Below are 17198 nucleotides of genomic sequence, written 5' to 3'. Positions count from 1 at the left end.
ACTCCTTCAGATCAAATCGACATACGAACGACTTCTTGGTAGGCCTGCACGACCTTGTCGCGAACCGCGACCGCCGTCTGCAAGGCCTGCTCGGCCGACATCAGAGCTTCCACGACGCGACGCGTCGATTCCTTGCCCTGCATGGCCGAGATCGACGCCGCCTCGCCCGCCTTCAGCGTGCCGATCGCGTCCGTCGTCACCTGCTTCATCACCGAATCGAAGCCGACATCGTCGACGGACTGAACCGCGGTCGGCGCCGCCGGCGAGATCGCCTGCGTCTCGGTCGCGCGGGAGGCCGCCTGGCCTGCGGAGATCGCCGTGGATGAAATCGCCTCAAGCATTGTCAGCTCCTCAGAAGGTCGATGGTCATGCCCAACATCGATCTCACCTGTTTCACGACCTGAAGATTGGCTTCATAGGACCGGTTGACTTCCCGCATGTCGGCCATCTCGATCATCATGTTGACGTTCGGCATCTTGACGTAGCCGGCCTTGTCGGCCGCGGGATGTCCCGGATCGTACTCAACGCGGTACGGCGTGGTATCGACCCCGATCTCCTTGACCTTCGCGAGCTGCGTGCCCGAGGCGCGGTCCATCGCGGCATCGAAGGTGATCGTCTTGCGCTGATACGGATCGGCGCCGGCGCTGCGGCCCGTCGAGGTCGCGTTGGCAAGGTTTTCCGAGACGATGCGCATGCGCGTCGACTGCGCTTCGAGCCCGGAGCTCGCAACCGTCAGAGATGCGCTCAGTGAATCCAGCATGTCAGTTCACCTCAGGTCTTCGTGCTCGACAGCAGCATGCGGTGGAACGACCGCATGACCGCCGAGTTCATCGAATAGTCGCGACCGACGTCGTTGCCCTTGATCATCTCCTGCTCGAGACTGACGGAATTGCCGGAGTGAACCACGTCCCAGCTGTCCTTCTTCGCAGTCGCCCGCGTGTCGGTCTCGGTCGGAGAAAGCTGCATGTGCGAGGGCGACGTCGTCGCGAGCCTGACCGGCATTCCATCGAGCACCTTGTTGAACGGCTCGACGTCGCGCGCCTTGAAGCCCGGCGTATTTGCGTTGGCGACGTTGGTGGCGATGGTCGACTGGCGAAGCTCGAGCCAGCGCGCCTGCGATGATGCGAGTTCGAAGAGATAAAGCGGTCCCACGGCAGTCCCATTCTGGTCCATTCGAGGAAAAGCTTAGGGCTGCAAGCTTTCGCCAGGCTGATGGAGCCGACGCCGTCCTCGGAAATCTACTGGACCTTCTCGGGCCGCGTCGTTTGCTTCGACTGAAGGAAGTAGATGATCTCCGCGACGGGCCGGAAGAATTCGGCCGGAATCACCTGGTCGACCTGGACGGCCTCGTAAAGCGCGCGCGCCAGCGCCTTGTTCTCGATCACGGGGATTCTGTTCTGCTCGGCGACTTCGCGGATCTTCAGCGCGATCACGTCCATGCCTTTGGCCACGACGAGCGGCGCCGGGTTCTCCTCGCGCTTGTAGCGCAGCGCGATCGCGAAGTGCGTCGGGTTCGCGATCACCAGCGTCGCGCGCGACGCGGAGGCGATCATCCGCTGCCGCGAGCGATCGCGCGCCAGCGAACGCAGGCGCGCCTTGATCAGCGGGTCGCCTTCGGCCTGCTTGTGCTCGTCCTTGATCTCCTGCTTGGTCATGCGCAGCTCGCGCCGCCAGTGGAAGCGCGCCCAGGCGAGATCGATCGCGACCAGCACGATGGTCGCGATGCAGATCGCCGAGACGATCCGCATCGCGATGTTGAGAATCATCTCCGGAAGCGCAACCGGATCGGTGTACATCGCCTCGAACGCCCTCGCTTCCGACGAGCGCAGCACGAAGGCGACGACGGTGGTCACCGAGGCGAGCTTGAACAGCGACTTGGCGAACTCGACGAGGCCCTGCGTTCCGAACATCCGGCTCCAGCCGCTGATCGGGGAAATTCGCGAAAGGTCCGGCATGATGCGCTGGAGCACCAGGCTGGGCGCGTTTTGCAGCAGCGACGCTGCCAGCCCGAACGCGAGCAGAACGACGACCAGTGGCATGAGGAATCGCAACGCCTCGAGGCCCACGACGGTGAGGAGATTCTGCGCGTCCGCCCCGGTGCTGAGGGGGAAGCCCTCGGGATCGTCGAGGAGGTTCTTCAGGGTCGGCGTCAATTGCTGCACGCCCTGGCCGATCAGGAACATCTGGATCACCATCAGCGCCGCCATCGACGCGAAGATGGAAGCCTCCCGAGAGACCGGAATTTTGCCCTGTTCGAGCGCATCGCGGACTTTCTTCTCGGTCGGCTCTTCTGTCTTGCTTTCCTGATCGGATGTTTCTGCCATGCCCGTTCAGCGGTCAGCGAAAGACCAGCTCATCCTCCTGCTCGGGGTTGAGCTCGATTTCGCCCTTTTCCGCGAGGTCGAGCGCTAGATCTGTGATCACGCGTCGCGCCTCCAGCACGTCGCGCTGGTTCGACGGCTCGCCGATGGCGAGCTCGTGCTCGACGACGCGGCGGACGCGCGATGCGACCGAGGACAGGATCAGCTCGCGGAAGTTCTTGTCGGTTCCCTTCAGAGCGACGACGATGCGGTCGGTCGGCACCTGGTCGAAGATCATGGTGCGCGCCTTCGGCGTGAGGTGGATCACGTCGTCGAAGGTGAACAGCAGCTCCTTCAGCACCTCGGCCGACTTCGGCCGCTTCTCCGACAGGCTCTTCAGCATGTCCTCGATGTGACCGCGCTCCATCTTGTTGATGATGTCGGCGACGCGGGCGTAGGTGTCCGCACCGAGGTTGCGGGCGAAATTCAGCGTCAGGTCTTCGTGCAGCGTCTTCTCGAGCACCCTCATGGCGTCGTCGGCGATCGGCTTGAGGCTGAGCACGCGGCGCATCAGCTCGTTGCGCAGGCTCGAGGGCAGCTGGCTCATGACCTTGGCGGCGCAGGACGGCTTGACCTTGGACAGGATGAGCGCCGCGGTCTGCGGATGCTCCTTGGATAGGTAGCTCGCCAGCGAATTTTCCGACACCGACGAGACGCGGTCCCACACCGACCGGCTCGAATTGCCGAGCAGGTCCGACATGATCGCCGAGACCTGGTCGGCCGGGAGTACGTCGCCGAGCACGGCTTCCAGGCCGCCGATGGTGCCGAGAATGTTCGCACCCATCGAGAACTGCTGGGCGAACTCCTCGACGATCGCTTCAAGTTCCTGCGCGGTGATCGGCCGCAGCTCGGCGGCGGCCTTGGTGACGATGCGAATATCCTGGGGCTCGAACTGCGAGAGCACGCTCGCCGCCGCCTGCCGGCCCATGGCCAGCAGGAGCGCGGCGACCTTCTCCGTGCCGCCCAGCGTGGCAACGCCTCGCTGCTTGATGGGAGCGATGCCGACCTGTGCCGCCATGGTCAGGTATCACCCTGCCCCAGCGGACCGACGATCTCCGTGAGCGAGACGCCGAAGCGGGAATTGTCCTCTTCGACGACGACCACTTCGCCGCGGGCGACGATGCGGCCGTTGACGACCACGTCGACGGGTTCGCCGACCCGATGATCGAGCGGAACCACCGCGCCACGCCCGAGCTTCATCAGGTTTGCCACCGGGATGGTCGCCGAGCCCAGCACCACCTGCATGGTGACGGGAATGCGCAGGATGGCATCGACATTGGCGAACTTGCCGCTCTCCTCCGCCGTGCGCGCGGCGATCTCGGCCAGCCGCTCCAGCGGAGACGTCTCGGCCTCTCCCGTTGCAGATGCAGACTCATAGTCGAAGGATTGCGCCATTTGGTATCGCCTCTTGGTATTTCCGCTCCCGGAGCGCCGCCGCGTTCCGATCGTATTTGGTTCGCCGGTCTTGGCTTCAATGCTTGTTCACGTCGGCGCCGCCGGCGGTCGCGGCGGATGCGAGCCCGCTCCTGGCGTCGAGCGCCGCGATCGCCTCGTGGGCCTGATCGATCTTCGTGCTCAGCACGTTGGCGAGCCGTCCGAGATTGGCAGTGGAATCATGCGCCGCGGTGATGACCGTGTCGAAGGCGCCCGCCGTCTCGTGGACGATGGTCGAGAATTCACCCTGGTAGCTGCGCAGCCGCGCCAGCTCGCGGTGCATACGGGTCACCCGCATGCTGGTGAAGGCGAGCGCAATCAGCAGCACGGCATCAACGAGATAGGATATCATCGACGAACTCCCGTTTCTGATCCACGGGATCGGCCACCTGCATGGCGTAATAGCCATCAAGCTGGCCGATCTGACACCAGAACAGCACCTGATTGTTGCTTTCGAGACGGGCCAGCGTGCGCGGCGTGGCTTCGAGCTCGAGCACCTGCCCGACCTGGAACTTCACGACATCGCCGAGAGTCACCATCTTCTCGTCGAGCACAGCGCTCAACGTCACTTCGGTGCGGTGAACTTCGCTCTCCATCTGCTCGCGCCAGCGCGGGTCGGACGCACGGCCGTCGCTGACCACGACATGGGCGAGCTTCTGGCGCAGCGGGTTGAGCGCGGAGTGCGGAATGATGAGGAACATCTGGCCACCGCGGAACAGCGCCTGCAGCATGATGTTCGCGCAGATCGACATGTTGCCGCTCCGCCCGATCGCCAGCGACGCCATCGCAGTCTCGACCCGCTCGACGCGGAAGGTGACGTTGGAGGTGCCGGCAAAGGCGGATTGCAGCGCCTTGGCGAATCGCTCGAACAGCGCCTGGACCAGGCGGATCTCGATGTTCGAGAATGCGCGCTCGACGTCGAGCGGCGGCTCGGCGCCGTCGGAGCCGAACATCGCCTCGATGATCGTGAACACGAAATCGCGGTCGAGCATGATGATGACGCGGGAGTCCCACTGCTCGGCGTACAGCACGGCGGCGACCGCGTTGCTTTCGTAATCCTTGATGATGTCGCCGACGCGGTCGTTGGTGATGCCGTTGACCGAGAAATAGCAGGGCGTTCCGGCCATCGGCTGCAGGCTGTCGGTGCACGATGCCGCCATGCGATCGAAGATCACATTGAGCATCGGCATGCGTTCGATGGAGATACCCGCCGCGTCGAGCAGGTAGTTCGGCAGCTGCTTCCGCTGATCGACTTCGACGTCTTCCATCGTCATGCGCGGGCAGCCTTCGGTTCAGCGTCGGTTACGACGGCCTTCGGGCCCGCGATCGTCTCGTTCTCGACGACGTCGATCGAGGGGCGCTCGTTGCTCGAGATCATCTTGCGGCCGTGCTCGACCGCGATCTGCGGCATGGCGCCGTTCATGAAGGCCAGCAGCGTCTGCTTGACGATGATGTAGGGCCGGCACTTCTTCTCACGCGTCATCTTGATCTTGATCGCGAAGGGCGAAAGGACGCCGTAGGACAGGAAGATGCCGGCAAAGGTACCGACCAGGGCCGCGCCGATGAAGCCGCCGAGCAGCTTCGGCGACTGGTCGAGCGCGCCCATCGCCTTGATGACGCCGAGCACGGCGGCGACGATGCCGAGCGCCGGCAGCGCCTCGGACACCATCACCAGAGCATGGTACGGCGCCAGCTTGCTCTTCACGATGGTGTGGATCTCCTCGTCCATCAGCGCTTCGATCTCGTGCGTGCGCGCATTGCCCATGATGATGAGGCGGACATAATCGCAGATGAACTGGAGCAACGCCGGGTCACCGAGCACGCTCGGGAACGCCTTGAAGATCTCGGAGGACGAGGGATCGTCGATATGCGCCTCCACCTCGTTGCGGCCCTTGCCACGCAGCTCGCGCATCAGGGCATGCAGTGCCCCGAGCAGGTCGAGATAATAGCGCTGCCCCGGCACTGCGCCGGTGACGGCCTGCATGCAGGCAACCCCGGTGTCGACGACCGTCTTCCACGGATTGGCCACGATGAAGGTGCCGACCGCGGTGCCCATGATGATCACGAATTCCCACGGCTGCATGAGCACGGCCAGATGCCCGCCCATGGCGGCAAAGCCGCCGAGTAGCGCCGCCACCGTGATGAAAATCCCCACGAAACTGAGCAACGCGCCACTCCATCGCCGATCCCACCGGGAATATCTAGTCCGCGACGCTTGCGCGAGGCTGGCTTCCCGGGTCGCCAGCCCCGCGCAAGCATTTGGCGGCAGCTTGGGACCATGTCGCAACGGCGGCCAAAGGGGCGCGTACATGCTATCCACCATCGCGGACTACACCAGACTGACCAAGGACATGAGCAAGTCGATGACCCAGGTCGCGACGGAGCCCGATGTCAGCCGCGAGACCGACTATTTCCTCAGCCATATCGGCAACGTGAAGACGATCGACGACTTCCTGAAGGACTACCGCCTCTACACCTATGCGATGAAGGCCTACGGTCTCAGCGACATGGCCTACGCCAAGGCGTTCATGCGCAAGGTTCTGACCGAGGGCGTCTCGGACAAGGACGCCTTCGCCAACAAGCTCACCGACACCCGCTATCGGGAATTCGCCACCGCCTTCAATTTCGCCGCCCTCGGCGACCAGGCGACCCAGACCACCGCAGCCACGACCGGCACAGCCACCCAATACGTCACCCAGACGATGGAGCAGAACGCCGGCGACCAGAACGAGGGCCTGCGGCTGGCGCTCTATTTCACCCGCAAGGCTTCCACCATCACGAATGCCTACGAGATCCTCGCTGACAAGGCGTTGACCCAGGTGGTCCAGACCGCGATGGGCTGGTCGTCGACGATCAGCTCCTCCGACATCGACGCCCAGGCCAAGATGATCACGGACAAGATCGACCTCACCGATTTCCAGGACCCGACCAAGATCACCAAATTCGTGCAGCGCTTCGCGGCGATGTGGGATGCAACCCAGGCCCAGAGCGACACCTCGACCAACCCCGCGCTGGTCCTGATCGGCGGCGCGGCGACGTCCGCCAGCATGGACACCGACCTGCTCACGACACTTCAGAACATCAAGTTCAACAGGTAAGTCATGCAATCGGCTCTCTATGTGGGATTGTCCGCACAGGTCGCGCTCGAGAAGCGCCTCCAGACGATCGCCAACAACGTCGCCAACGTCAACACGGCGGCGTTCCGCACCGACGTAGTGAAATTCGAGACCGTGCTGTCCAAGGCCGGCGCGAACCCGGTCGCCTTCTCCTCGCCCGGCGACAACATCATCTCGCGCGAGACCGGCAGCATCACCGAGAGCGGCAATCCGCTCGACGTCGCCGTGGTCGGACAGGGCTGGCTCGCCTTCGCCGGCCCGAACGGCACGGTCTATACCCGTGACGGCCGCCTCCAGATCGCCGCCAACGGCGATCTTCAGACGGTGTCCGGCTTCCCCGTCATCGATGCCGGCGGCGCGCAGATCACGCTCGACGCGAACGGCGGACCGGTCTCGATCGCACGCAGCGGCGCGATCACCCAGGACAACAACGAGATCGGCACCATCGGCCTGTTCAACATTCCCGCCGACGCCAATCTCGAGCGCTACGGCAATTCGGGCGTCACGCCCGACCGGCCTGCGACCGCCATTGCCGATTTCTCCCGCGACGGCTTCAAGCAGGGCTATGTCGAGGGCTCCGGCGCCAATCCAATGATGGAATTGACCAAGCTGATGGCAGCCTCGCGCGCCTTCGACGGCACCAATTCGATGATCGAGGGCACCGAGAGCTCGCTCCAGAACGCAATCCGGACGCTGGGCGAGCCGGGCAAATAGATTCGCAAGTAGAGTGCACCGCGTGCGCAATGAGGTTGGACGGTTTCCTTGAACGCTCTTCGGCAACTCGAGTGGGCGCTGCTGGAGCTTCAGCAGAGCACTCCCCTGGCTAGCGTCAGCGGCGCGATCTCCGAGATCGCGCCGACGCATTTCCGTGTCTCCGGCCTGTCGCGCTTCGTCAGGCTCGGTGAGCTCATCGGCGTCAACTCCGGCGGCAAGCCCCAGATCGGCGAGGTGGTGCGGATCGACAGCGAAGGCATCATCGCCAAGCCGTTCGACCGGCAATTCGCCGGCGGCCTCGGCTCCGTCGCCTACCGGATGCCGCCACTGTCCTTCGCGCCCGACCCGAGCTGGAAGGGCCGCGTCATCAACGCGCTCGGCGCGCCCCTGGACGGACAAGGCCCCCTCACGCCGGGATCGCGCGCCGTCTCGGCGGAGGCCGAGGCGCCGTCGGCCATGAAGCGCGCGCGCGTCCACAAGCCGCTGCACACCGGCGTGCGCGTCATCGACCTGTTCGCCCCGATCTGCGCCGGCCAGCGCGTCGGCATCTTTGCCGGCTCCGGCGTCGGCAAGTCGACGCTGCTGGCCATGCTCGCTCGCAGCCAGGGCTTTGACACCGTTGTACTGGCACTGGTCGGAGAACGCGGCCGCGAGGTGCGCGAATTCATCGAGGACGTGCTCGGCGCCAACCGCAACCGCGCCGTCACCATCGTCTCGACGGGCGACGAGAGCCCGATGATGCGACGGCTGGCACCGAAGACGGCCATGGCGGTCGCCGAATATTTCCGCGATCGCGGCGAATCGGTCCTGCTGGTGGTCGATTCGATCACCCGTTTCGCCCACGCCGCCCGCGAGGTCGCGCTCGCCGCCGGGGAACCTGCGGTTGCGCGCGGCTACGCACCGACCGTCTTCACCGACCTGCCGCGCCTTCTGGAGCGCGCCGGCCCCGGTGAGGAGGGATCCGGAACCATCACCGGGATCTTCTCCGTGCTGGTCGACGGCGACGACCACAACGAGCCGATCGCCGACACCATCCGCAGCACACTCGACGGGCATATCGTGCTCTCCAGGCACATCGCCGACCAGGCGCGCTATCCGGCCGTCGACGTGCTGGCCTCGGTCTCCCGCCTCGCCCACAACGTCTGGGACCCCGAAGAGCGAGAATTGGTGAGCAAGCTGCGCACCATGATCGCCAAATACGAGGACACGCGCGACCTTCGGCTGATGGGCGGATACCAGTCGGGGCGCGATTCGGGCCTCGACCAGGCGATCGACATGGTTCCGCGGATCTACAGCGCAATGCGCCAGGACGCTTCGGCTCCGCCGAGCGCAGACCCGTTCCGCGAATTGAGGGACATGCTCAGGGGCGAGTAGCAGGACGAGACGGTGCGCGCCGCACCGGCGATCTCGCTTTGCTCATTGCTTCGACGGTCGATCGCGCTTGCCCCGCGCTGCCGGCGCGTGCGCACATATCGTCGCCACCGCGTCCGTCGTATGCGCATCGACCGTTCGGAGGAGCTTCGGGTGGTCGGAGTCACAACAACCGCCGCGTGTAATTCCTGTGGGTTCCCCCGCTGATTCCCGGGACGCATCGCACAAGTTGTGGATGATTCATCAACGCACATCACCCCGATCGTGCACAAGCTTCGATCAATTTGCATCAACGACAGACAACAACAAGCCGTGCAATCAAACCGTCGCATAAATGCGTGCATGTTGCTCGTGGAACAGCGTATTGCGTTCACTATCATGTGTCCCTAACTGCGAGATTGTCTTGAACGTTACATTCGCCTGCGCCGACAGCCAGTCTCCGAGAGCGTCTCTACTTGATTTTGTTGAGAAGCTCATTCATCGTTTCGGTGGAAGATAAGAAACGTGTGCTTGCGACTTGAACTCAGGGGCTTCGGTTGAACAATTCCGGTCCATCGTCCGCTGGTGACAGCAACTCGGGCTCCCGTGCGACGACGCGATTGGTATGCCAACAGCGACGCAACCTCTCGCTTCGGACTACACCGCGCCCATTCGTCGAGGTCAGGCGCGCTGCAGTCCGCGCCTTCAAGCAGACGCCGGGCACGCGCTCGCAGGACATCTCCATTGGTCTGATGTCTGTCGAAGGATTCGCGAACCAGGGCGCAAGGCGGCTTCGGGACGCCGCAGACGAAGCTCCAGGGACGAGGTAAAGTCCATGCCATTGGCACGAGAGGCCGTCGAGCTGCTGGTCCAGGCGGCGAGGGCTTGGTATTTCGAAGGCAATCAGCATGGATTGCGCGATCGCGAATGGATGGCGCTGCGCTTCCTCGGCCGCGCCAACAGATTTTCGCGCACACCGTCCGCGCTCGCCGGCTTCATCGGCGCCACCAGGGCGACGGCATCGCAGATCGTGAAGACGCTGGAGAGCAAGTCCTTCCTGGTGCGAAAGCCCTCGCACGAGGACAAGCGTTCCGTGGTGCTCCATGTCACCGCGCAGGGCGAGAAGTGCCTGAGCCAGCACGACCCGATCAACCACGTGGTGAATGCGGTCACCTCGCTCGGTACCGAGGAGTGCATCAAGCTGCGCGACTCGCTGCGGGAGATTCTCAATCACCTCGACGCGGCTCATCAGCGACTCGATGCCAGCATCTGCCGGGACTGCATGTTTCTCGCCGAACGCAGCCCAGGCATCGGCCCGGCCGCCGCAAAGGGACGCGCGACCGCCGAATTCATGTGCCGGCTGTATCGCGCTCCCATCTCGCTCGAGGAGACCGAGCTGCTCTGCACCAGTTTCGAGCGCACCCGCGATCGCCCGAAGATCGAGGAGCATCTCGACCGCGCGCGCGTGGCGAGCCAGGGATGAGACCAGGACCCGCAGGCTGAGCGCAACTCTCCGCTCGTCGGCCACTTCCCTCGTGTCCCGGACAAGCTGCAACGCGTGAAGCGTTGCGTCCGGGCACGAGACATCTTCGCATCCATTCTCGATCACAGACATGCGTTCGCAGCCTCGCGGCGCGATTCGCCCGAGCTTTGCTTCATCTCTCCACCCTCATAACCAAGAGGGCGCAGGGAAGGCCGGGTGCCGACCTCGCACCCGCGGTCCGCTGCGCGAAAAGCACACGCAGGAAAACCGCACAGCAGCATACAGGTGGTGCCAATCACTCGGCCTTCCCTGCGCGATGGTCGGACGGCTTATGCCGTGCTCTCCCGGGAGCCGAACTTTCCTTCTGGCCTCCCTCGCCCCGCGAATTGACGATGCTGTCCGCCCGGTTGGGCTCGCACACACCTCCGCGAAAGCTTGACCGTAGCAACGACGGCCAGGACCACACGGTTTTGCCGTACGCACGGCCCGCCATGTCGCCGCAGTTTTCCCGGCCCTGTCGACGAAGCCGGAAACTTACAGACGAGACGAAGCCTGGCAGCGCCGTTCGTCCGCACGCGGCCGCGAGCTCACGGGGACTACCCGCCCTGCCCGCACCTCTCGTGCCGACGCTGCCGCGTCCACCGCAAGCCCGGCTCGCGAACAAGACGACCGCATGATCGCCCCTCAAGGATGAGCCGGGATGGGCGACACATACGCCATTTCCGAATTTCGATAAAGTGGAATATTTTCGCGGCAGCGGGTTGACAGCTTCGCGGGTGTTTTGCCCGTCGGGCCGCGACAACCTTTCGCCGCGCGGTGTCCCGCAGCTATCGCGGGCGCGTGACTTGACAGCGACGACGCGATTGGGCGCAACTGAAGCATGATCGCATTTCCAGTCCTCGCGGAACTGCCGACCACGCCCTTCTCCGGGACCGACGTGGTGCGTGGCGTCGAATGCTCCGCATCCGACGGCGACGGTCCGGGCCGCGTTCTGGTCGAGGTCGACGGCCAGCCCGACGTTCTCGCCTTCTATGGTGCGGCCCCGGAAGGTGCGCCGGCGGACCCCGTCATCTTTCTGCGCGGGGATGCCGTGGAGAAGCGCGACGACGGGGTCGTCGCCAACGAGTGGTACGTGGCAGCGACGGCCTACGACGTGCAGGCGCTGACCGAGCAGCTGAGCGCCAGCTTCCATCGCCCCTATGTCCATTTGGCGCGCCCCGGCATCCTGGGTTCCTCGGGTCGCCATCTCGACCGGCGACGGCCGCGTGAGGTCGCGCTGGTCGATGCGGCACTCACCCGGCTGAAGGCGCATTTCGGCTGGCGCCGTCTCAATCTCGTCGGCCAATCCGGCGGCGGCCATCTGGTCGCCGCATTGATCGCGCGCCGCAACGACATCGGCTGCGCGGTGATCACGTCGGGAAACACGGCGGTGGCGCAGCGCAACCACGAGAACGGCTGGACCGCCGACATCACCGGCCACAGCGATTTCCTCGATCCGATCGACCATGTCGCCGAGGTCGCACGCCATCCCCCGCAAAAGATCATCGTATTGACCGACCCGCACGACCAGCGCGTCTCGGCGTCGGTTCAGACAGCCTATGTCGAGGCGCTGCGCCGGGTCGGTGTCACCGTGGACCATCGCCTGCTGCCGGCGTCCGGCAAGCTTCGTCATGATTTGCAACTGCCGGGAATTCTGGCCGCCTTCACCTGGCTTGCGAACCACGCTTCGTAGCCGGTAGCCCGGATGGAGCGTGCACTCCATCCGGGCTACCGGAGAGCTAACCGCCAAAATCCTGCGGCGTGAACGGCAGGTCCAACACCTTCCATTCCTCGTATTTGTCGGCCGGCAGCATCTTGAAGGGCTGGCAGGCCTGGAGCGCACTCGTCGCCGACTTCACGACGGCCACGCCCTTCGCCGACGGTGGGGCTTCGATCAGGATCGGCGGACGCGCCAGCGTGCCGTCGGTGGCGAACACCGCGCGCAGCTTGATGCGCACCGGGTCGGTCGGCGCGACCCCGGCCGGCAGTTTCGCGCAGTTCCTCAGGTGCCGACGAAGCTCCGCGATCACCTCCGGTGGAAGCTTCGCGCCGATCGAATCCTTGGCATCGCCGCCGTCGTCCTTCGGCGCGTCTTTCGGCTCCAGCGGCAATTCCGGCGGCAGGCCCAGCATCACGCCGTACTTGACGGTGACGTCGGGCTCGGGTGCCTGATAGATCGGCGGCGCGGCCTGCGGCTGCGGCATCGCAGGTGGCGGCTGCGGCGCCGGTTGAGTCTGCGACAGCGGCTGCTGCGGCGGCGGCGATTGCGACGGCTGCGGCTGAGGTTGCGACGGCGGTGGCTGTTGAGGCTGCGGCTGCGCGTTTGCCTCTTGTTGCTTTGGCGCTTGTGAGGGCTGCGGCTGTTTCTGCTGCGGTTCGGGCGATGCCTTCTGCTGCGATGACTGCGCCGCGGCCTGTTGCTTGGTCTTTGCCGCGGCGTCCGACTTGTCGGTGAAATCCAGCTTCGGCAGCTTCAGGTCGGGTTTCGGCTCCGGCGGCTTCTCCTTTGCCTCGTCCTTGGCCTTCTCCTCGGCTTTGGCCTCTTCCTGCTTCACCTGCTCCGGCGTGACGATGTCGACCGTAACGGTTTCCGGCGGCTGGCTGCGAAACGGATGGACCTCGCTGATCACGATGATCAGCGCCACCAGCGTCAGATGCGCGATCGCCGACGCTGCAATGTCCGTCCGTATGATTGTCCGCAGTTCCATCGCCCGGTCTTGGGTTGCCGCCCTGCTCCTAGCATACGGCAGCCCGCCCTCAATCCCATTTTGGCGCGAAGCCGAAATCGGTCAGGCGGCCCTTGGGATTGGCCAGAGCGGCGATCCGGGCCATCTCCTCGTCCGAGAGCTCGAAATCGAAGATCTCGATGTTCTCCGACAGGCGCTCGATGCGCGAGGTGCGCGGGATCGCCGCGACGTTCTGCTGCACCAGCCAGCGCAGACAGATCTGCGCCGGCGTCTTGCGATGCGCCCGCCCGATCTCGGCGAGCGTCTGGTCGGTCTTGATGCGGCCCCTGGCGATCGGGCTGTAGGCGACCAGCGCGAGCCCATGCTGGTCGCAGGCCGCCCTCACCTTGGCCTGGTCGAGATAAGGGTGAAATTCGACCTGGTTGCAGACGAGCGGCTCCGGCGACAGCGCGACCGCCTGCTCGATCAGCGCCACCGTGAAATTGGAGACGCCGATGTGGCGGGTCAGGCCCATTTGCCTGGCACGCGACAGCGCGCCAAGCGTCTCCGCCAGCGGCACATGCGAATTGGGCCAGTGCAGCAGCAGCAGATCGACGGAGGGCAGCCGCAGGCGCGCGAGGCTCTCCTTCACCGACCGTTCGAGATCGTTGGGCGCGAAATGGTTGGTCCAGACCTTGGTGGTGAGGAAGACGTCGTCGCGTCGCACGCCGGAGGCGCGCATACCGTCGCCGACCTCGCGCTCATTGTCGTAAACCTGTGCGGTATCGATGTGGCGGTAGCCGAGCCGCAGCGCCTGCTCGACCACACGCGCGCAAGGCCGCCCGCTCAGCTCCCAGGTCCCGAGCCCGATCGCCGGGATCCTTGCACCATTGGCCTCGACGAACAGCATGAGGAATCCTCTCTGTTGCGGCAGCCCCAGACGCCATTATGGACCCGGCCCGTGGCACTGCCAACGGAAGCCGCGAGCAGTTCGGCCGAATATTCAGCGCAGTGCTAACGGGAGGTTCGCAGCTCGGGCCTTGTCGTCAGGCTTTGGCGAGCGCCTGGAACACGGTGTCGGGCGCATGCGCGATCACGGCCAGCAGAGCGCGCGCGGGTCCCCGCGGGGCGCGCTTGCCCTGCTCCCAGTTGCGGATGGTCTCGACGGGAACGCCGAGCTTGGCGGCGAACTCCATCTGGGTCAGGCAGGCGCGACGGCGCAAATCGCGCACCGCGAGCGAAGGGGTCTCGCCTGACGGATCCTGGATCGCGGGCTGGGCCGGAAACGGCTGGACCGGAAACTCCTGCCCGTCCCGCAACTCGACGACCCGTCCATCCGCCTTCAGCCGCAACCGCATGTTCATTCCCCCAAGCGCGGGCGATGATGCGGCAGGTCGCTTAAGTTCGGATTAAAGATCATGGTCTCGTGCCCCGCTACCACCCCCGTCATTGCGAGGAGCTCTTGCGACGAAGCAATCCAGGCTGCCGCTGCGGCGGGAGTCTGGATTGCTTCGCTGCGCTCGCAATGACGTGGAGAGAGCACGGCCTCCCAAACCGCCCCTACCTCAGCCCGAACCACAAGGTCGCAATCCCGAGGAAGGAGAAGAAGCCGACGACGTCGGTCACCGTGGTGACGAACGTGCCGGACGCCACCGCTGGATCGGCCCTGACGCGTTCGAGCGCCATCGGGATCAGGATGCCGCCGAGCGCGCCGGCGACGAGGTTGCAGATGATCGCAAGCCCGATGACGATGCCGAGGCCCGGGATCCTGAACCAGACCACCGCCGCGATGCCGGTGATCACGGCGAAGGCGAGACCGTTGACGAGGCCGACCAGGCCTTCGCGCATCACCACGCGCCAGGCGTTGGACGAGCCGAGCTCGCGGGTGGCGAGCGCCCGCACCGCGACCGTCATGGTCTGGGTCGCGGCATTGCCGCCCTGGCTCGCCACGATCGGCGCCAGCACGGCCAGCGCCACCATCTTCTCGAGCTGGCCCTCGAACAGGCCGAGCACAGAAGACGCCAGGAACGCGGTGGCGAGATTGACCAGCAGCCAGTTGAACCGCGCCCGGGCGATGGTGAACACGGTGTCGGAGAGTTCTTCGTCGCTGGTGACGCCGCCGAGCGCCTTGAGGTCTTCGTCCGCCTCTTCCTCGATGACGTCGACGACATCGTCGACGGTGATGACGCCGACCAGGCGATCCTGGGTGTCGAGCACGGGCGCTGCGACGAGATTGTACTTGCCGAACATGCGCGCCACCTCCTCCTGGTCCTCCAGGACGGAGACGCGGCGGCGATCCTCATCGGTCAGCTCCGCAAGCGCCACCGGACGGCGGGCGCGGAGCAGGACGTCGAGCGAGACCGCGCCCTGCCAGTGCTGCTCCTTGTCGACGACGTAGATCTCGTAGAAGCGGTCGGGCAGATCCGGCGTCTCGCGCATGTAGTCGATCGCCTGCCCCACGGTGAAATCCTGGGGCACGGCGATGAACTCGGTCTGCATCCGGCGGCCGGCGGAATTTTCCGGATACAGCAGGCTGCGCTCGAGCGCGACGCGCTCCCGCAGCGGCAGCTTCTCGAGGATCTCCTCCTGCTCGTCCTCGTCGAGCGTTTCCAGCAGCTCGACCGCGTCGTCGGATTCGAGCTCGCGGACGCCTTCGGCCACCGTTTCCGGCGGCAGCTCATCGAGGATCTCCTCGCGGACGCTCTCGTCGACTTCGTTCAGCGCCGAGAAGTCGAAGTCGCGGCCCGTGAGTTCGACCAGGCGGACTCGGTCGTCGGGCTCGAGGGCTCCGATCAGATCGCCGAGATCGGCCTCGTGCAGCTCGGCAACGCAGGCGCGCAGCGCGGCACTGTCCCCGGCCTCGATCGCACGGGCAATTTCCTCGACGAATTCGTGACGGATTTCCCCGTCTTCATTGCGCATCGGCACGTGGTCGAGTACCGAAGCCTCGGCGGATGGAGCACCGTCCATATGTTCATCCATGGTGCGCCTCGCCGTTTGACAGGATGGATCAGGTGGTCTGAGCTGATGGTTCAGGCAATACCCACAAGGCGACTCCGAGCGCAATGGCAAAGATGCTTCGGCTGAAATGGACCTCGATCGCGGCGGGCGCGGTCCTCGCGGCCCTCACCGGCATCGCCCCGTCGGAAGCCGCCGAGTGCCCGCGCAAGGATGCGCTCGGCACCTCGCGCCTCCTGAGCGTGGACGCGAAGACCACGCCGCGCGTGGGCCTGAAGAGCTTTCCGCAGACGCTGCCGCTCGCCGATCACGAGGTCGTGCTGACCTTCGACGACGGCCCGCATCCGCCGACGACGTCGAAGGTGCTGGCGGCGCTGGCGCAGGAGTGCGTGCGCGCGACCTTCTTCCTGATCGGCCTGCACGCCTCCCAGCATCCCGACATGGTCAAGCGCATCGCGCGCGAGGGCCACACCATCGGCCACCACACCTGGTCGCATCCGTTCATGGCGCGGATCCCGTTCGACAAGGCGAAGGCCGAGATCGATCGCGGGATTGCGGCCGACGAGACGGCGCTGCACGGGGTCTCGACCACGACGCCCTCGACGCCGTTCTTCCGCTTCCCCTATTTCGAGGCGACGCAAGCCGAGCTCGACCTGCTCCAGTCGCGCGGCATCGTCGTGTTCGGGGCCGATCTCTGGGCCAGCGACTGGAACGAGATGACCCCGGAACAGGAATTGAAGCTGGTCACCGAGCGGCTCGCCGCAGCCGGCAAGGGTATCATCCTCTTCCACGATCCCAAGGCGCGCACCGCCGCGATCATGCCGGCCTTCCTGCGGTATCTGAGGGAGAACGGTTTTCGCGTGGTTCACGTGGTCCCGGCGGGCGCAGTGCAGAAGAGCGCCGACACGCGCTGATGTCGGAATGTCACGCCGGCGCAAAATGGGGTGATCTGGGCCCTATTAACAATCTGTTCATGATACGCCATGCAAGTATTGAGGTGGGTTCGTCATGGAACGGTCCCTGGGAAAGGTTCTGGCGCCTGAACCGTTTCCTGATGTCTCCGACCTACTATGGCGGC

General features: G+C 65.0%; 19 protein-coding genes. 6 read left to right on the top strand and 13 right to left on the bottom strand.

From position 1 onward, the window contains the following. Window positions 1-11: 11 nt before the first annotated feature. The 9 genes from fliE to motA form a co-directional block, all read right to left on the bottom strand. Window positions 12-341 (bottom strand): flagellar hook-basal body complex protein FliE, encoded by a 330-nt coding sequence (gene fliE, locus AC1RUR_RS01005; RefSeq protein ID WP_492840453.1) that lies wholly within the window; start codon window positions 339-341, stop codon window positions 12-14. Between the two features lie 2 nt (window positions 342-343). After that, complete coding sequence (gene flgC, locus AC1RUR_RS01000) at window positions 344-760, bottom strand: flagellar basal body rod protein FlgC (protein WP_492840451.1); 417 nt, start codon at window positions 758-760, stop codon at window positions 344-346. Between the two features lie 11 nt (window positions 761-771). Next, window positions 772-1173, bottom strand: a complete 402-nt coding sequence (flgB, locus tag AC1RUR_RS00995; protein WP_492840449.1) for a flagellar basal body rod protein FlgB — start codon at window positions 1171-1173, stop codon at window positions 772-774. Between the two features lie 65 nt (window positions 1174-1238). Then, on the bottom strand, window positions 1239-2324 hold the full coding sequence (gene flhB, locus AC1RUR_RS00990; RefSeq protein WP_492840447.1) for a flagellar biosynthesis protein FlhB: 1086 nt from the start codon (window positions 2322-2324) through the stop codon (window positions 1239-1241). A gap of 13 nt (window positions 2325-2337) precedes the next feature. After that, window positions 2338-3378, bottom strand: a complete 1041-nt coding sequence (locus tag AC1RUR_RS00985) for a flagellar motor switch protein FliG (RefSeq protein ID WP_492840445.1) — start codon at window positions 3376-3378, stop codon at window positions 2338-2340. 2 nt (window positions 3379-3380) lie between these two features. Further along, window positions 3381-3755, bottom strand: coding sequence for a flagellar motor switch protein FliN (gene fliN, locus AC1RUR_RS00980; RefSeq protein WP_492840443.1), 375 nt, complete (start codon window positions 3753-3755; stop codon window positions 3381-3383). A gap of 76 nt (window positions 3756-3831) precedes the next feature. Continuing rightward, a complete protein-coding gene (locus AC1RUR_RS00975) occupies window positions 3832-4146 on the bottom strand; it encodes a hypothetical protein (RefSeq protein WP_247330531.1) in 315 nt (104 codons plus the stop codon). Continuing rightward, on the bottom strand, window positions 4127-5068 hold the full coding sequence (locus AC1RUR_RS00970; protein WP_492840441.1) for a flagellar motor switch protein FliM: 942 nt from the start codon (window positions 5066-5068) through the stop codon (window positions 4127-4129). The genes AC1RUR_RS00975 and AC1RUR_RS00970 overlap by 20 nt, the downstream gene beginning before the upstream one ends. After that, the gene (motA, locus tag AC1RUR_RS00965) at window positions 5065-5961 is read right to left on the bottom strand and encodes a flagellar motor stator protein MotA (protein WP_492840439.1); all 897 of its coding nucleotides are present in this window, start codon (window positions 5959-5961) and stop codon (window positions 5065-5067) included. The genes AC1RUR_RS00970 and motA overlap by 4 nt, the downstream gene beginning before the upstream one ends. Window positions 5962-6103: 142 nt before the next feature. On the opposite strand from motA, the gene AC1RUR_RS00960 reads away from it, so the two are divergent. From AC1RUR_RS00960 to AC1RUR_RS00940, 5 genes are all read left to right on the top strand, one after another. Further along, entirely contained in the window at window positions 6104-6892 is a 789-nt protein-coding gene (locus tag AC1RUR_RS00960; RefSeq protein ID WP_492840437.1) for a DUF1217 domain-containing protein, read from the top strand. Between the two features lie 3 nt (window positions 6893-6895). Next, on the top strand, window positions 6896-7624 hold the full coding sequence (flgF, locus tag AC1RUR_RS00955; RefSeq protein WP_492840435.1) for a flagellar basal-body rod protein FlgF: 729 nt from the start codon (window positions 6896-6898) through the stop codon (window positions 7622-7624). Window positions 7625-7672: 48 nt separating this feature from the next. Then, a complete protein-coding gene (gene fliI, locus AC1RUR_RS00950) occupies window positions 7673-8998 on the top strand; it encodes a flagellar protein export ATPase FliI (RefSeq protein WP_492840433.1) in 1326 nt (441 codons plus the stop codon). An 811-nt stretch (window positions 8999-9809) separates the two neighbouring features. Beyond that, entirely contained in the window at window positions 9810-10457 is a 648-nt protein-coding gene (locus AC1RUR_RS00945; protein ID WP_492840431.1) for a MarR family winged helix-turn-helix transcriptional regulator, read from the top strand. A gap of 880 nt (window positions 10458-11337) precedes the next feature. Then, window positions 11338-12189, top strand: coding sequence for an alpha/beta hydrolase family protein (locus AC1RUR_RS00940; protein ID WP_492840429.1), 852 nt, complete (start codon window positions 11338-11340; stop codon window positions 12187-12189). A 46-nt stretch (window positions 12190-12235) separates the two neighbouring features. On the opposite strand, the gene AC1RUR_RS00935 is transcribed toward AC1RUR_RS00940, so the two are convergent. From AC1RUR_RS00935 to mgtE, 4 genes are all read right to left on the bottom strand, one after another. Further along, a complete protein-coding gene (locus AC1RUR_RS00935; RefSeq protein ID WP_492840427.1) occupies window positions 12236-13204 on the bottom strand; it encodes a hypothetical protein in 969 nt (322 codons plus the stop codon). A gap of 49 nt (window positions 13205-13253) precedes the next feature. Continuing rightward, complete coding sequence (locus tag AC1RUR_RS00930; protein ID WP_492840425.1) at window positions 13254-14072, bottom strand: aldo/keto reductase; 819 nt, start codon at window positions 14070-14072, stop codon at window positions 13254-13256. Window positions 14073-14208: 136 nt separating this feature from the next. After that, window positions 14209-14526, bottom strand: coding sequence for a helix-turn-helix domain-containing protein (locus AC1RUR_RS00925; RefSeq protein ID WP_492840423.1), 318 nt, complete (start codon window positions 14524-14526; stop codon window positions 14209-14211). Window positions 14527-14722: 196 nt separating this feature from the next. Further along, on the bottom strand, window positions 14723-16144 hold the full coding sequence (gene mgtE / locus AC1RUR_RS00920) for a magnesium transporter (RefSeq protein ID WP_492840421.1): 1422 nt from the start codon (window positions 16142-16144) through the stop codon (window positions 14723-14725). A gap of 83 nt (window positions 16145-16227) precedes the next feature. Here mgtE and AC1RUR_RS00915 point away from each other — a divergent pair, with 83 nt between their 5' ends. Beyond that, entirely contained in the window at window positions 16228-17034 is an 807-nt protein-coding gene (locus AC1RUR_RS00915; RefSeq protein ID WP_492840419.1) for a polysaccharide deacetylase family protein, read from the top strand. Window positions 17035-17198 lie beyond the last annotated feature (164 nt).

The sequence above is a fragment of the Bradyrhizobium sp. GW821-FHT12B03 genome, from assembly GCF_058807535.1.
Note: the sequence above shows the minus strand (reverse complement) of the source record. Positions and strands in the feature narration are given on the sequence as shown.

Excerpts from the sequence above, each read along its gene's own strand:
- fliE (WP_492840453.1), bottom strand. The coding sequence starts at position 341 with ATGCTTGAGGCGATTTCATCCACGGCGATCTCCGCAGGCCAGGCGGCC.
- flgC (WP_492840451.1), bottom strand. The coding sequence starts at position 760 with ATGCTGGATTCACTGAGCGCATCTCTGACGGTTGCGAGCTCCGGGCTC.
- flgB (WP_492840449.1), bottom strand. The coding sequence starts at position 1,173 with ATGGACCAGAATGGGACTGCCGTGGGACCGCTTTATCTCTTCGAACTC.
- flhB (WP_492840447.1), bottom strand. The coding sequence starts at position 2,324 with ATGGCAGAAACATCCGATCAGGAAAGCAAGACAGAAGAGCCGACCGAG.
- AC1RUR_RS00985 (WP_492840445.1), bottom strand. The coding sequence starts at position 3,378 with ATGGCGGCACAGGTCGGCATCGCTCCCATCAAGCAGCGAGGCGTTGCC.
- fliN (WP_492840443.1), bottom strand. The coding sequence starts at position 3,755 with ATGGCGCAATCCTTCGACTATGAGTCTGCATCTGCAACGGGAGAGGCC.
- AC1RUR_RS00975 (WP_247330531.1), bottom strand. The coding sequence starts at position 4,146 with ATGATATCCTATCTCGTTGATGCCGTGCTGCTGATTGCGCTCGCCTTC.
- AC1RUR_RS00970 (WP_492840441.1), bottom strand. The coding sequence starts at position 5,068 with ATGACGATGGAAGACGTCGAAGTCGATCAGCGGAAGCAGCTGCCGAAC.
- AC1RUR_RS00960 (WP_492840437.1), top strand. The coding sequence starts at position 6,104 with ATGCTATCCACCATCGCGGACTACACCAGACTGACCAAGGACATGAGC.
- flgF (WP_492840435.1), top strand. The coding sequence starts at position 6,896 with ATGCAATCGGCTCTCTATGTGGGATTGTCCGCACAGGTCGCGCTCGAG.
- AC1RUR_RS00945 (WP_492840431.1), top strand. The coding sequence starts at position 9,810 with ATGCCATTGGCACGAGAGGCCGTCGAGCTGCTGGTCCAGGCGGCGAGG.
- AC1RUR_RS00940 (WP_492840429.1), top strand. The coding sequence starts at position 11,338 with ATGATCGCATTTCCAGTCCTCGCGGAACTGCCGACCACGCCCTTCTCC.
- AC1RUR_RS00935 (WP_492840427.1), bottom strand. The coding sequence starts at position 13,204 with ATGGAACTGCGGACAATCATACGGACGGACATTGCAGCGTCGGCGATC.
- AC1RUR_RS00930 (WP_492840425.1), bottom strand. The coding sequence starts at position 14,072 with ATGCTGTTCGTCGAGGCCAATGGTGCAAGGATCCCGGCGATCGGGCTC.
- AC1RUR_RS00925 (WP_492840423.1), bottom strand. The coding sequence starts at position 14,526 with ATGAACATGCGGTTGCGGCTGAAGGCGGATGGACGGGTCGTCGAGTTG.
- mgtE (WP_492840421.1), bottom strand. The coding sequence starts at position 16,144 with ATGGATGAACATATGGACGGTGCTCCATCCGCCGAGGCTTCGGTACTC.
- AC1RUR_RS00915 (WP_492840419.1), top strand. The coding sequence starts at position 16,228 with ATGGCAAAGATGCTTCGGCTGAAATGGACCTCGATCGCGGCGGGCGCG.